Consider the following 14,037-nt stretch of genomic DNA (forward strand, 5'->3'; position numbering starts at 1 on the left):
TAGAAATTTTACAGCGAATTCGCCCATATTTTTTTATTATTACGACATGCTTTGTCAGTGGCTTTATCATTTAACGAATATTGATCTTTTTGATGGCCGTCTGTTCCGTGCTGGTACAGCAGCCATGCTCTCCATCATCCTCGTCATGACCTTCATGCCGATCTATATCCGAAAGCTCCAGAGCCTCGATGCGACATCTGACTTCGACAAAGACGGCAAATCCAAGTCGCCCCCGATTATGGGCGGCCTCCTCCTGGTCATCGTGGTAGAAATTGTGTCGCTCCTCGTGTGCAAGATGAACGGCTATACCATTTCGACCTTGATTGTGCTTGCAGCGTTCTCTGCAGTAGGAGCCATCGACGATATTGCCAAGGTCAAGGCCAAGCGCCTCATCAAGCTGGGCAAGCTCAAGGCTGCCGACTACATGGACAAAGCCGACGGTATTTCCAGCAGCCTTAGACTATTCCTCTATTTCTTGTTTAGCCTGGTAGTGGCCATCTTCTGCTACAAGTTCATTCCCGAACTCAAAGGCGACCTGACTATCCCCTTCTGCCCCATCGACGTGTTCCAGATACACCTCCCCAACTGGATTTTCGTGGGCTTCATGACTTTTGTGATTGCCGCTTCTGCCAACGGCACCAACTTTACCGACGGTCTCGACAGCCTCGTTTCTGTGCCCATTCTTTCGAGCATGGTATTTGTCGGACTGGTGGCCTACGTGAGCGGCAACTTTATCTTTAGCCAGTACCTGAGCGTACCTTACCTGCCCGGCTGCGACGAACTGTTCCCGCTGGCCATGTCGATTGCAGGCGCTCTGCTCGCCTACCTGTGGTTCAACAGCCCTCCGGCCGAAATCTACATGGGCGACGCCGGTTCCGTGGGTTTCGGTGCAGCCATCGGCATCATGTTCATTCTGGTGCAGGCAGGACTCTTCCTCCCCATCGTCTGCATCATCATCATTGCCGAAGCTTGCTCCGTGTTGCTCCAGATTAGCTGGTTCAAGTTCACCAAGAAAACCACCGGCGAAGGCAAGCGCATCTTCCTTTGCGCTCCGCTCCACCACCACTACCAAAAGAAGTGGGAAGGCCGTTTCCCGAGCAAGCCCCTGATGAATTCGAAGATCGTGTGGCGCATGCACCTCATCAGCATCTTCGCGCTCATTTTCAGCATGGTGGTATTCTTCGGAATCAGGTAAGCCAGGTTCTTATTGAAATAGAGCCGGGCAGTCTTAGGGACTTCTAGTCCTTAAGACAGCGAACGGGGTGGTAGGATTTATAGGTAGTTGCAGAATGCTCTGTAAAAAGCCCTTCATAATCCCCATGCAGCGTCAAAAGCCTAATCTCATAGACACTTAACGGAGTAATGCTCCAAAAGCCGGTAGTTTCCCCAAGGTACCTATAAACCTTTTTCCCATCAGAGTGGTTCGCTACACCAGACGGAAACGCGGAAAAGCCGTAAGTATCCAAGCCATTTCCATCTACACCTTCATCCACAACGTAGTTCCAGCCACGTTTAGATTTTAGCTTTATACCCGCATAAAATTCTCCACCGGCAAAATCAATCAAGGTTTTCCATTCCCTCAACGAGGGCAAATGCCATTCCGGTGGGCAAACACCCTGAACATTTCGTGCAAAATTACAACTTGCCTCTGAGCCACAATTTATAGGATCTTCTTCGTCCGTAGCAAGACCCACCGAATCAATAACCGCGCTCCATTCGTAATAACGCCCCATCAGTTGACACTTGAGCGAATCACCGTCATAACACAAACTTCCTTGTTTCAACAATGGCATCGCAAGAGTGTCCCAGTAGTTTAGATTTTGAGCCATCCAAATCTGGTCGCCAATTTTCACCGTCTTGTAAACTTGTCCATCGCGCGGGTCCGTAAAACTGTCATATTTAATTTCAGGATTCAGAAGATCTTCTTTTGAAACATCCCATCTCCAGTTACGGGAAGTATCTGGGTTAACAGACAAATCATTGATACAGCGGACACTAAGTCCCATTCTGATATCCGTAGAAAATTCAGCGATGAAAACACTCGAATCCTCATGTTTCATGTCCGCATGGAAAGCATATTCAGGATTATCTTCACGCTGGGCAGATGTCCAGAAAAGCGCCGTGTAGCCATCGAAATCATAAACGCCATTATAATCCCTAAGACCAAAAGGCATTGCGGAAAAGCCATAGACGTCCGAACCATTCGGACCATCGAAATCAGTCTGTCCTGGACGAGCCACCCTATAAAAACTGGCCCAGCCTGTACGAGACTTGAGTGCCTTAGCCCCAGTCTTCAACCCTCCAGCCTCTACGGCCAAGACTTTCCACTCAAAGATACTCGGCAAATGCCAGCCTTCGGGACAAATTTCAGTAGCGACATCCCAGGAGTACATGCGACCGGCCAATTCACAATTTTTCGCATCGTTTTTAAAGCACCACATTTTGCCGTTAAGAAGCGGAGTCTTTACACTATCGGAATAATTCAAGTTTTCCGCCATCCAAATCTGGCCACCGATTTTCACCGATCTGTAAACCTTGCCGTCGCGTTTATCAACGAAGGAATCATACTGAGCATCAGGATTCCAGATGGATTCTTTAGTGATTGTCCAATCAAAATCAGATTGAAGCGCCCACGAATAATCTTCCGACGAAGAAACTCCTTTATCTGTCAAGGCGCTACTGGAAGACTGCTCTGCGGGAGAACGGTCACCTTCAACACCATGGCTGCGATGGGAGTCACGCTCCCCGTTATCGTCGCGTCCGTCATCAATGATGGCACCGGAAGAATAATCCGTATTTTCCTGTTCCGAAGAAGCTGAATTCGAGTCGTCTCCGCATGCAGAAAAAATCATAGCCGCGATCACGGCCGTAACCATTGCAATATTTTTTTTCATTCCTAGCTCCGCAATAAATCAAACGGAATATAGAAAATCTTTAATATTCAGCTTAGATAATTCTGCACATTGCTATATTGTAGCGTATGAGCAACATTATCGAAACTTTGAATGCGGCTGGCCAGCAGGAACTGGTAGCCAAGCTTGAATCTTTGAGCGGCGATGCCCGCAAGAATTTGGAACGCGATATCGAAAGCCAGAACTGGGAAGAACTCAAGACGCTTTACACCGAAAAGTCCAACGCCTCGCTTGACGACAACGTGACCGGCGACTTGAAGCCCATGCCGTTCAAGACCGCTATCGATGACCTGCGCTACGATTTTTGGAAAGAGACTGGCGAAATCCTGCTCGGCAAGGGCCAGGTAGCAGCATTCCTGGTTGCAGGCGGTCAAGGTTCCCGCCTCGGTTTCGATGGTCCCAAGGGCATGTTCGACATCGGTCTCCCGAGTCACAAGAGTTTGTTCCAATTGCAGGCAGAACGCTTGCAGAACTTGGCCGCACAGGTGGGTCACGCGATTCCCTGGTGCATCATGACGAGCCCGCTGAATCATGAAGCGACCGTCAACTTCTTTACCGAGCACAACTTCTTCGGTTACGCCCGCGAAAACATTCGTTTCTTTGAGCAGGGTACCATTTGCGCCCTGACTCCCGAAGGAAAGGCTGTCGTCGACAACGACCGATTGGCACTTGTTCCCGACGGAAACGGAGGATGCTTCCGCGCTCTCGCCCAGAGCGGCACCCTCGCCTGGCTCGTCGAAAAAGGCGTGCGCTACGTATTCCTTTACAGTGTGGACAACGCCCTCTGCCGCATTTGCGACCCGGCCTTTATTGGCGCGCTCGCCAGCGAAGGCCGCAGCATGTCCGCCTCCAAGGTGGTGCATAAAGCCGGCCCGAACGAAAAGGTGGGAATTTTTGCCTTGCAGAACGGCAAGCCCGGCGTGGTTGAATACAGCGACCTTCCGGAACAGTACCGCGACATGACGAACCCTGACGGAAGCCTCGTATTTGACGGCGGCAACCTCGCCATTCACCTGTTCAAGATCGAAGGACTGCGCAAGCTGCAGACCAGCAAACTCCCGTGGCACACCGCCCGCAAGACGGTCTGCGGTATCGAGAAATGCTGGAAGTTCGAGCAGTTCCTGTTCGACGCCTTCCCGCAGCTGGGCTCCATGATGCCCTTCGGCGTAGTCCGCGAAGAAGAATTCTCTCCAGTGAAAAACGCCGAAGGAAACGATTCGCCGAAGACCGCACGCACCATGATCGGTCGCCTTCATCGCGAATGGCTCCGCAAGGCTCACGTAGAAGTGAAGCCGGGCAAGCTCTACGAAATTTCGCCCACCCTGAGCTACGCAGGCGAAGGCCTTTCTCGCCGTCTGTTCGAACGCGAACTGGGCAGAAACATTCTGGAATTCGACGAGGAATAACGACCTGAAGTACTTTACTTACAAGGTTTTAATCCACATTTTGTTGAGAGTGCCGGATGTTTTCTATTCGGCACTTTTTGCAGTTGCATTCCCGGTATACAAGTCGTTACATACCGAGCGCGCCTACGGACGCACGGTCAAGCACCTTGCCAAGGCAAAAGCCTATCTAAAAACGAACATACAAGCCCGCGACGTCTTTAAAGGAATTTTCTGGAACGCGCTGGATTCTTACCGAGGACTCGCCCGCTTCAAGAATGTTGAAAGCCGCCTCGTCTTCGAAAACGAAGAAATCATTCGCGAGGCCGTAAAACACGGCCCCATTGCCGCCATCAGCATTCATCAGGGGGCATTCGAGCTCTTGCACCGCAGCCTATGCCGCTACAGCGAACATGTGCACCTGATTACCGATTCCGTTGGCGATCAAGCATTCCGCAAACTGCTACAGGAACTTCGCAGCGATCCGAACCTCACCGAATACCACCCCGAAGAAACGGGCAAGCTGATTCGCAACTTGTTCAAGACCAAGGGAATTCTCGCGATGGTTGTCGATCAGGGGCGCCACACCAAGGGTAACGAAGTTGAACTCTTTGGACAGTCCTCTACTCTCTACCTGCGTCTTCCGCAAAAAGTGAACCAAATGGGTGCAGGCATTGTCACCTTCCGCACCTGGACAGACAATTCTCCCGAGCACAATATCACAATCCGCTTCGAAAAGTACTACCCCCCGAAGTCCGATTCACTGATTAGCGATATTTCAAAAGAAATAGAAAATTGGATATCCCAGCACCCCGAACAGTGGAGCTGGAATTATCACGGAAATTTTAAGATTTAGCCGCCCAGCAATGTATCCTTAATACGCTGGAAGGTAGATTCTTCTTCGCCACTACGCACCATAATCACGATTTTGGACGTGGCATAGTGATCTGTAAAATTGACAACTTGTCCGCGTTCTTCAGTCACCGACAAAGCGGCGAGACCGAGGTCGGCGCTGCCGGCACGAACGGAATCAATAATATTGTCAAAATCCATATCGATGACTTCAAGATTGCGGCCCAAGTAATTGGCTACATAGCGGGCAATTTCGATATCGATACCCACGACTCCCCTTTTTTTGCAACGGAATTCAAAAGGCGGGAAGTCCGCATTGGTCGCAACCCTCAGCACCGGGCCATCAACGGAATCCACATGGACCTCGTACTTCGTTTGGCCTCCGATATAGGAGTCAAAAATAGAATCGTAAACACCCATGGCGCGCATCTGGATCAAGGCGATATTCACGGAATCCAGCAGGCCCATGTTTTCTTTTGCCACAATACCAGCGTAGGATTCTTCCTTAAAAACCTCATTTAAGATTCGCAAAGAAGGGTTTTTGCGGGCAAATACCTTAGCGGGCGCATCATCACTGAGCACCGCGTCAATTTTTCCCTGAAGAAGAGCATCGACCGTTTCGGACAATGTCGGAAATTTTTCAACTTGGATCTTGACGGAATCTCCGCCATATTCGGCTGCGTAAATTTCAGCCGTCGTCCCCTCGATCACCCCTACTTTTTTATTACCGAGGTCATTAATGGAAAACACCCTGTTTTCAGGGATTTCCATTCTAGTGCACCCCAGCAATGCAATAGCGACTAGCAATGATGCAACAACCCTCAAACTATTCATCATTACAAAAACCTCAACATTTTATTACAATATAAGAAAAATTCGGGCATTTTCAATGCAAAAAATGTAATAAATAGGGTTTAAACGTCCAAATCAGTTCAAAATCAAGCATTATCCGTAAAAAAATCTATCTTTAGACGCAAAAAGAGTGAATCATGGCGCTAAATCAAGAAGAAGAATTCCAATTAGCGTGGATTAACAACCACCACATGGAAGACAAGGACGCTCAAATGCAGAAGGCTGCTGAAGCTGAAGCCGCCGCACGCCCCGCACGGGCCCCGCGGGGGCGTAAGATGCGCCGCAGCCCCAGCGCCTGGGAACTCCCCGTACCCGAAGACGAAATCGACCTCCACGGCATGACCTCGGACGAAGCCGCAGAAGCCGTAGAACGGCGCATCGATGACCTGATGATTGCGGGCCTCAAGGTGCTCAGGGTCATCCACGGCGGCGGAAACCCCAGCTACGGCAACGTGAAGCGCATTATCGACCGCAAAGTCCGTTCCGAATGGAGCAACCGCATCCAGCTGTACAAAGTGGAGCCCGACAACGCCGGTTCCAGCATCATGATCCTCGGAAAACCGCGCCCCGCCCCCGCCAAAAGGGCCTCCAAACTCCCCAAGAAATAAAAATTCGACTTTTTTCATTTTTTTGCGCCTTTCCCCTTTAAATTCTTTCCATTTTTTTCTATTATTGGACCACCGAACCGGAATATAGCTCAGCCTGGTAGAGCGCTTGCTTCGGGAGCAAGAGGTCGTGAGTTCGAATCTCGCTATTCCGATAAAAACGAAAAAGACTCCTCAACGGAGTCTTTTTTTGTTTTTCATTGAAAATGGACGAGATGAAGAACTCACGAAGTGAGTTCGACTAACTTGCCCCATGAGCAAAGCGAATATCGGGCAAGTTAGAGATTTTGGCGCAAGCCAAAACCCGCAGGGCAAAAGTTGAAACGAAGTGAAACTTTTGCCTCATCTCGCTGTCACCTATTTTTCCGCCAACATGCATTCTTTATCAATTAAATTCAAATTAGTGTTCATCGTGGCGGCAATGACCGCATTCTGCCACGCTAGCGATGCCTCCAGCCGTTTTTTCAGGCTCGGCTCCAGCATCGGATTATCCTACGATTTTTTAGTAGGCAAAGAAGGCAACCTGATGAACCCAATGGACTTTAATGGCCCCGGATTCCTGCTCGCCATCAACACCATCTTCAACTTCCGCGATATTCCCGCAATTCGCACCGGGTTGACGTATAACGTCCGCTCACTCCAGAACAATGCTGGATACCGAAACACCAACCTAGAACGAAACAACTACGTGCATTACGAGACAGTCAGCTTAGGCATTCCCGTCCTTGCGCATTTTCAAACCAAAAGTATCTTCTACTTTGATGCCGGACTAACCTTCGCCTTCGTCATTGATGCAAAAGAAGGGTATTACAGGAATAGAAACAGCTCCGTCGGTTTACGGACAAGGTGGGATGGCACGGGAGTATCTTTTTGCGACGTGCAACTCACAACTGGCACCGGAATCTTGCTCGGGGATAAGCTTGAATTGGGATTGCAGTCCCTATTCGGACTAACAACCGTTCTAGACGCAAGCAAAATTAACAAGCGCTACGACGACATCAGCGTACACCTGCTCTCTTTCAGCATCGCTTTAGGCTACTATTTCATTTAGCTAGTCCCGGAGACAACGAATAGAGAATCCGTAGTACTTGTTGCTGGGGAACAGGCTCGCCTGCTCGCTGTAAATCAATCTCATGCTGTACGCGTAGTCGTTATTGTACTCAGTAGAACTCCAGAAGGACGTACCAACGCCATCTTCGTCGAACCCAAAGAGTTCCCTGTTGCCAGCAGGCAGTGCGGAAAAACTGTAGATGTCCGTGCCGTTGCCATTACTATACCAACCCGTCTGTGACTTGAGATATCTACCTGCCTTTAACGAGCCGCCCACAGTAGTAAACAGGACATTCCATTCGTCATCATTAGGCAGGTGCCACCCCTCTGGACAAATACCCTGAACTGTGCCCGTAAGGCCACATTCCTCGTGGTAGCCGCAGTCCAGCGGGTTCGCGACACCGTTCGCGAGTTTTACAGAATCAATGGCCGCAGCCCATGAGTACAGGCGACCATATTTATCACAGTATTCAGGGGAATTGTTATAGCACCAACTATTTCCCTTTAAACTCGGCGTTTCATAGTTATCAGCATAGTTGAGATTTTCCGCCATCCATATCTGACCACCAATAGTCACGGTCTTGTAGACCAGACCATCACGATTATCCGTTAAAGTCTTTTTCGCAGCATCGTATACACTACCAGCTAGAGACGAACCAAAATCCGCTTCCGAGCTAGAGCAAACCGCATCTTCGGCAGAGCTTGATAATTCTTCAGCCTTTTCGCTACTACTCTGAGTAACATTTTCAAAAGATCCATTGTTTACCGACGTAGACGAAGAGTCATCGCCGCAAGCAGCAAAGAAAAGAACAGCAGATAATGCAACGCCTAGAATAAAAGTTTTTCTATTCATAAAGTCCACCTTAATTGATTAAAATATAGATAATGGAGAAAGCAATCAACGTTCCCAATATAAATTCTTAGAAACAAGACGAATTTTGCAAAACTTATGAGCCGAATATTGCGACCAAGCTTGCATGGGCAGGACTGAGGCGATTAATTTTCTTTAACCAACTGATTGCACACTTTCCAAATCCATTTGGTAGATTTTATACTGCAAACATATTATACCCACTTGACATATACACACGAAATAGGTATATATCACCCCATGAGCAAACATATCAAGACACCGACAATCGGAGAAATTCTCAACGAAGAGTTTTTCACCCCCATGGGTTTGTCCGCCTACAAAGTTGCCCAGGCAATCAACGTTCCTGTTTCAAGAATTCAGGACATTCTTCACGACCGCCGAAGAATTACCGTTGACACATCTTTGAGACTCGCCAAGTTCTTTGGCGTTTCCGATGATTATTTCATCTCCCTGCAAGATGACATCGACATTCGAAATCTCAAAATAGAGATTGCCTCAGAACTGGACAAAATCAAAACCTTCGAACCCGTGTGAATTTTCGCCGAGGGGGATTCCTCCCCCACATCACCTTACAAAGGCAAGTTCCACTGGAATGAGAGTCCTACTCCGCCGATATATTCGTTGTTTGCAACGTGGTTAGACCTCCACTTCATAAACTGCATATCCATCTGAAGCGCCACAAAGAATTGCGGTTTGATATTATAACCTAGCCTATACCCATAGCCATAGGTATAACTATCGGCATTAGTCTTCCTATAAAGCTTGCTTTCGAAATACTCGGTATTTCCGTTTGTGGAAAATATGTAGTTGAACGAGCCATACAGTTCCAGAGACACATCGTAGAGTGTAATGGACCATGTCAAAGGCTTTATTCCGATGCTCCAGAGCGAAACAGTTTCATCGCCATCATGGTGAGAATAACCGAACCGCTTGAGTACAAAGGAGAGTTTGTAGTCCACGATATTTTCGGGTTCATTAAAGAACCCCGCGTCCAAAGAAAGTCCCACAATTCCGGCTGGTTTGTAAATGTCGTTGGAAGACTGAATTCGGCTATCGCCTACATAGCCAGCCAAGAATACGGCATGCGCGTTAATGCAAAGAGCCAGTAGGCAAAAGACTAGAAGGCGTTGCATAAATTAGCCTCCCGCTTAATTTCTGCCCAAACTTCAACGGTTTCATGGTTGACAGAACGGCGTTCACGACAATAAACAACATGGTTTTCAGTCTTGCAAACATCCCAATCGAATCCAGAAATATTCTTTCTAAAGAAGCCATCCACTTCTGGTTCCAGAATTTTCAATGTCGAAAAAATCGTATCCCTTTTTGACGGCGATTCCGTTGGAATAAGCGATGAAGAATCTTTGGTCATATAGGATCTATATTGCGTATATCCCGACTTGACCACCGAATCCCCGTAAACGCATACTTTGCGACAGTCTAGGCTACCAAACAGCAACGTATCGGGAGTCGTTTCGCCGCTATGGTCACTAAAATACTCTTTGTAGAAGCACCCCTGAAAGTCTTCTATGGAAAGTATTTCCGGCGACCCGGAATCGTTCTCCATCATATAGGCGCAACCACTGGGAATTAACAGCGCAAGCCCTAGGGAACAAAAGGCTATGCAAATTCTAAATACCGTAGAAATATTGAATAAATTCTGTTTCATAATTTGTAAAAAATATTGTATTCCCTTCTATCTCACACACCTTACCGAGAAGCCGAAATTCTTGGGTTTGGACATGTAGCCGAACGCCATGGATTTGCTGGTGAGGTACCACACACGGGCATTTTCGGGAGCGATACCTTCCGAGGAATCGTCGCTGCTCCAGAAGAAGGCGAACTTCGCCATATTGCCATAGGTTTCGTCATCAAAGCGATTGCCCGCAGGCATGGCTGAAAACTTGAGAGTATCGTTGCCGTTGGTATCGCCCGACCAGCCATAATCTGCCTTGAGCAAATAACCCGCATTAAAGTCGGCGCCCGCCGCAGTCCACAAGCTTTCGAAATCAGCATGCGTGGGCAAGCGGAAACCTGCAGGGCATGCCCTCTTGGCTGCATCCCAGGTATAAAAACGGCCATAGACCATGCACTGGTCTTCGTCATCTTTGTAGCAGGAACTGCCTTCAGTTTTGTAATTCAGGTTATCGGCAAACCATTCGAGCCCGGCCACCTGTACCGTGCGGTATTTCTGCTTGTCGCGGGAATCCTTGAATTCGTTTTTCTTTTTAGACTTAGGGGCCGCCGAAACGCTGACCACCAACAGACTCACAAATAGGACTAGCCAAAACTTCATGGTCCAAAAATAACTAATTTTCTATTTTCTGAAAAAAAACGGAGTCCCATGTCTATATCAAAAACTATCGCCGCATTCCTTTGCACAACAGCCTTCTGCCTTGCCGCCCCCAACGATTCCGCCACCAAAACACAGGCCAATGCCGCTACCCAGGCGTCCGCCCCAAAGACCGCACCCCAGGTTTCTCAAGAAGAAATGCTGATTTTCAAGGCGCTGTTGCAAAGCCCGCTTTTCAAGGACAACTTCGTTCAGTCTTGTACCGTGCAATCCATAGAATGGTTGGGCGTAAACCAGGCCGACAAGACTTGCAATTGCGCCTACAACCGTCTCGTTAAAGACGGGAAGTTTATCAACCAGATTATGAGCTCCATCAGCGGTGACAACATCGATTTTGAAAAATGGGGCTTCGACTTTGTGGAGCCTTGCATTCCCCAAAACTACCCCGCCGAAACGGACAACGCCTTCGTAAAGGAATGCCTAAAAGCAGGCGATGTGGACAAGGCCACCTGCGAATGCGTGCTAACGTCAATCAAGAAAGACTACACCGTGCATGACCTGATGAAAACCGCTTTCGAAAACCAGAAAAAACTGGAAGTCGATATTATGCTTAAAGCAGCACAGTGCCTTTCGAAATAAACTGATTTCCCTTTAAAATCATCCCTATAAAAAAACTAACGGCATCCCCCCCAAGGGATGCCGTAGTTGGTGTTTGGGATGTTTGGTTTCGTATCCATAAGATAGATTCGTACGGGGTGAAAAGGTATGGTTTCTGTATACAAAGCGTTGTTGTACTTTACAACGCAAAGTGACAAAAATGTATCGAATGTAGCCATACGCTATACTATAGTTTCAAAAAGAGCTAAAAAAGCGTATTTTTTTGAAAAAACGCCATATTTTTATTAAACGGGGTCCCCTTTTTCGGCCTTTTTTGCCCAAATTTGAGCGTTTTTAGGGTTTGGCACACCTTTTGCATAATAAAGGCGGTAAAAAAGAAAAAGAGGCTAATATGTCTGATTTTAACAACGATGCAGAAAAAGTCTTGGCGAAGGCGCAGAGCCTGCGCGACCGCTGTTCCCATTCGTACCTGGGAGCGGCACATTTGGCCGTGGGTCTTGTAGAAGGCCCGGATGCCACCCTGAAGAAACTCTATAAGTCCAAGGGCGCGAAGACAAACGAGCTCCGCGGCAAGCTGGAACCCTTCGTGCAGAAGATTCCGCGTATGGAAGGCGTGAACCCCGACGTGGAACCGGATAACGACTTGAACCGTATCTTGCGTGCATCCGTGCAGGCGGCGCGTCAGGTGAATCGTATGGTGACTCCGGGCGACATGCTCGTGGCCCTCATGAAGTTCTCGGGCGACCGTGGCCTTGCGAAGGTGTTCGAAGATGCGCTGGGTTCCGTGGAAGTCGTGGAAACCTGGCTTTCGGACCCGTTTGCAGGGGCTGCCAACGCCGAAGAACAATCTCCCTTGAAACTCTACGGCCGCGAGCTGGTGGAAATGGCCGCCGACGGAAAGCTTTCGCCGGTGATTGGTCGTGAAGAGGAAATCCGCCGCGTTATCTTGATCCTTAGCCGAAAGACGAAAAACAACCCGTGCCTGGTGGGTGAACCTGGCGTGGGTAAGACCGCTATTGTCGAAGGGCTCGCCGAGCGAATCTATCGCGGCGATGTGCCTGACGCTTTGAAGGGCAAGAAGTTGTTCGCGCTGGATTTGTCCGCCTTGATGGCGGGTGCAAAATACCGTGGAGATTTCGAGGAACGTTTGAAAGCCGTGCTGGACGCTCTTGAAGAAGACGGCAACACGCTGTTGTTTATCGATGAAATCCACACCATCGTGGGTGCGGGCAAGACCGAAGGCTCCATGGACTTGGGCAACATGCTCAAGCCGAAGCTGGCCCGTGGTGAACTGCACTGCATCGGTGCGACGACCACGCAGGAATACCGCAAGTACATCGAGAAGGATTCCGCATTGGAACGCCGTTTCCAGCCTGTGCAGGTCGACGAACCCAGCGAAGAAGAATCCATTTCTATTCTGCGTGGCATCAAGGACGGTTTTGATGCCCACCATGGCGTGCGTCTGCACGACAACGCGCTCGTGGCGGCGGTGAAACTTTCGAACCGCTACATTAGCGACCGATTCCTGCCGGACAAGGCAATCGACTTGATTGATGAAGCCGCAAGCCTTGTGAAGACGCAAATGGATACGGTGCCGGAAGCCTTGGACACCTTACAGCGTAAGGAACTCCAGATGAAGATCGAGGAGCAGGCCTTGGCGAAGGAAACCGACGACAACAGCGTGAAGCGCTTGAAAGAACTCCGCGAAGAGCTCGCTACGACGGATGCGGCAGTAAAGCTGATGCAGGATCGTTGGCAGGAACGCCGCGCCAAGAACGCCGAACTCCAGGGACTCAAGAAATCCTTGCAGCAGGCGAAGGACGAGATGGAGCAGGCCGAAGCCCGCTACGACTTGAACCGCGCCGCCGAACTCAAGTACAACAAGATTGTGAACCTGGAAAAGGAAATCGCCGCAAAGACCGAAGAAATCAGGAAGGCCGCAAGCGACGGCGACCTGAGCGAAGAGGTGACGGAAGAAACTATCGCCCTTGTGGTAAGCCGTTGGACGGGTATTCCCGTGACCAAGCTTTGCGAAGGCGAAAAGGCCAAGTTGTTGCACCTGGACGAACGTCTGCATGCCCGCGTGATTGGCCAGGACGAAGCCGTGGAAGCGGTTTCCGAAGCCATCTTGCGTAACCGTAGCGGTTTAAGCCGCGAGAATGCACCCATTGGTAGCTTCTTGTTCCTGGGCCCGACGGGTGTCGGCAAGACGGAACTGGCCCGTGCGCTTTCAACAGAATTGTTCGACAGCGAGGCGGCTCTTGTGCGTATCGACATGAGCGAATACATGGAAAAGCATAGCGTTTCGCGACTCATCGGTGCGCCTCCGGGATACGTGGGCTACGATGAAGGCGGACAGCTGACCGAAGCCATCCGGCGTAAACCCTACTCCGTCGTCCTCTTCGATGAGATAGAGAAAGCGCACCCGGATGTCTTCAACGTCCTGCTGCAAGTGCTCGATGACGGTCGTCTGACGCATAACAAAGGTCGTTTGGTCAATTTCAAGAACACCTTGATTATCATGACTTCCATCCTCACGGAGGTGCAGCTCCGCGCACAGGTTCGACCCGAGTTCATCAATCGTATCGATGAGATCATCCAT

At 49.4% G+C, this 14,037-nt stretch carries 14 protein-coding genes and 1 tRNA gene; 9 read left to right on the forward strand and 6 right to left on the reverse strand.

The window, feature by feature from the left end; all coding sequences use genetic code 11:
• Positions 1-46 precede the first annotated feature (46 nt).
• A complete protein-coding gene (locus tag ACJMNB_RS09480; RefSeq protein ID WP_405341812.1) occupies positions 47-1,195 on the forward strand; it encodes a phospho-N-acetylmuramoyl-pentapeptide-transferase in 1,149 nt (382 codons plus the stop codon).
• A gap of 43 nt (positions 1,196-1,238) precedes the next feature.
• Here the strand turns inward: ACJMNB_RS09480 and ACJMNB_RS09485 are convergent, their stop codons facing one another.
• Positions 1,239-2,894 (reverse strand): FISUMP domain-containing protein, encoded by a 1,656-nt coding sequence (locus tag ACJMNB_RS09485; RefSeq protein WP_405341814.1) that lies wholly within the window; start codon positions 2,892-2,894, stop codon positions 1,239-1,241.
• A gap of 86 nt (positions 2,895-2,980) precedes the next feature.
• Between ACJMNB_RS09485 and ACJMNB_RS09490 the strand changes: the two genes are divergently transcribed.
• Complete coding sequence (locus ACJMNB_RS09490; protein WP_405341816.1) at positions 2,981-4,318, forward strand: UTP--glucose-1-phosphate uridylyltransferase; 1,338 nt, start codon at positions 2,981-2,983, stop codon at positions 4,316-4,318.
• Positions 4,319-4,367: 49 nt separating this feature from the next.
• The gene (locus tag ACJMNB_RS09495) at positions 4,368-5,150 is read left to right on the forward strand and encodes a lauroyl acyltransferase (RefSeq protein WP_405341818.1); all 783 of its coding nucleotides are present in this window, start codon (positions 4,368-4,370) and stop codon (positions 5,148-5,150) included.
• Here ACJMNB_RS09495 and ACJMNB_RS09500 read toward each other — a convergent pair.
• The gene (locus ACJMNB_RS09500) at positions 5,147-5,917 is read right to left on the reverse strand and encodes a transporter substrate-binding domain-containing protein (protein ID WP_405341820.1); all 771 of its coding nucleotides are present in this window, start codon (positions 5,915-5,917) and stop codon (positions 5,147-5,149) included. The two genes, ACJMNB_RS09495 and ACJMNB_RS09500, sit on opposite strands and share 4 nt — an antisense overlap.
• Before the next feature lie 218 nt (positions 5,918-6,135).
• Between ACJMNB_RS09500 and ACJMNB_RS09505 the strand changes: the two genes are divergently transcribed.
• The 3 genes from ACJMNB_RS09505 (at position 6,136) to ACJMNB_RS09515 (ending at position 7,654) form a co-directional block, all read left to right on the forward strand.
• Positions 6,136-6,606 carry a Smr/MutS family protein gene (locus ACJMNB_RS09505; RefSeq protein WP_405341822.1) on the forward strand — a complete coding sequence of 157 codons (471 nt, stop codon included), beginning with the start codon at positions 6,136-6,138 and terminating at the stop codon, positions 6,604-6,606.
• 78 nt (positions 6,607-6,684) lie between these two features.
• Positions 6,685-6,758: transfer RNA gene (locus ACJMNB_RS09510), tRNA-Pro, on the forward strand.
• 218 nt (positions 6,759-6,976) lie between these two features.
• Positions 6,977-7,654, forward strand: a complete 678-nt coding sequence (locus tag ACJMNB_RS09515) for an outer membrane beta-barrel protein (RefSeq protein ID WP_405341824.1) — start codon at positions 6,977-6,979, stop codon at positions 7,652-7,654.
• Here the strand turns inward: ACJMNB_RS09515 and ACJMNB_RS09520 are convergent, their stop codons facing one another.
• A complete protein-coding gene (locus ACJMNB_RS09520) occupies positions 7,655-8,506 on the reverse strand; it encodes a fibrobacter succinogenes major paralogous domain-containing protein (RefSeq protein WP_405341826.1) in 852 nt (283 codons plus the stop codon). It abuts the gene before it with no gap.
• A 258-nt stretch (positions 8,507-8,764) separates the two neighbouring features.
• Here ACJMNB_RS09520 and ACJMNB_RS09525 point away from each other — a divergent pair, with 258 nt between their 5' ends.
• On the forward strand, positions 8,765-9,061 hold the full coding sequence (locus ACJMNB_RS09525; RefSeq protein ID WP_405341828.1) for a HigA family addiction module antitoxin: 297 nt from the start codon (positions 8,765-8,767) through the stop codon (positions 9,059-9,061).
• Between the two features lie 35 nt (positions 9,062-9,096).
• Here the strand turns inward: ACJMNB_RS09525 and ACJMNB_RS09530 are convergent, their stop codons facing one another.
• Genes ACJMNB_RS09530 through ACJMNB_RS09540 form a run of 3 tightly spaced genes read right to left on the reverse strand, consistent with a single transcriptional unit; the run spans position 9,097 to position 10,820 of the window.
• Entirely contained in the window at positions 9,097-9,660 is a 564-nt protein-coding gene (locus tag ACJMNB_RS09530) for a hypothetical protein (protein WP_405341830.1), read from the reverse strand.
• Positions 9,645-10,193, reverse strand: coding sequence for a hypothetical protein (locus ACJMNB_RS09535; protein WP_405341832.1), 549 nt, complete (start codon positions 10,191-10,193; stop codon positions 9,645-9,647). The genes ACJMNB_RS09530 and ACJMNB_RS09535 overlap by 16 nt, the downstream gene beginning before the upstream one ends.
• A gap of 27 nt (positions 10,194-10,220) precedes the next feature.
• On the reverse strand, positions 10,221-10,820 hold the full coding sequence (locus ACJMNB_RS09540) for a fibrobacter succinogenes major paralogous domain-containing protein (RefSeq protein ID WP_405341834.1): 600 nt from the start codon (positions 10,818-10,820) through the stop codon (positions 10,221-10,223).
• Positions 10,821-10,868: 48 nt separating this feature from the next.
• On the opposite strand from ACJMNB_RS09540, the gene ACJMNB_RS09545 reads away from it, so the two are divergent.
• Both ACJMNB_RS09545 and ACJMNB_RS09550 read left to right on the forward strand, forming a co-directional pair.
• A complete protein-coding gene (locus tag ACJMNB_RS09545) occupies positions 10,869-11,456 on the forward strand; it encodes a hypothetical protein (protein ID WP_405341836.1) in 588 nt (195 codons plus the stop codon).
• 370 nt (positions 11,457-11,826) lie between these two features.
• A partial coding sequence (locus ACJMNB_RS09550) for an ATP-dependent Clp protease ATP-binding subunit (protein ID WP_405341838.1) occupies positions 11,827-14,037 on the forward strand: 2,211 nt, incomplete at its 3' end.

The sequence above is a fragment of the Fibrobacter sp. genome (genome assembly GCF_045131395.1).
GTDB lineage: Bacteria > Fibrobacterota > Fibrobacteria > Fibrobacterales > Fibrobacteraceae > Fibrobacter.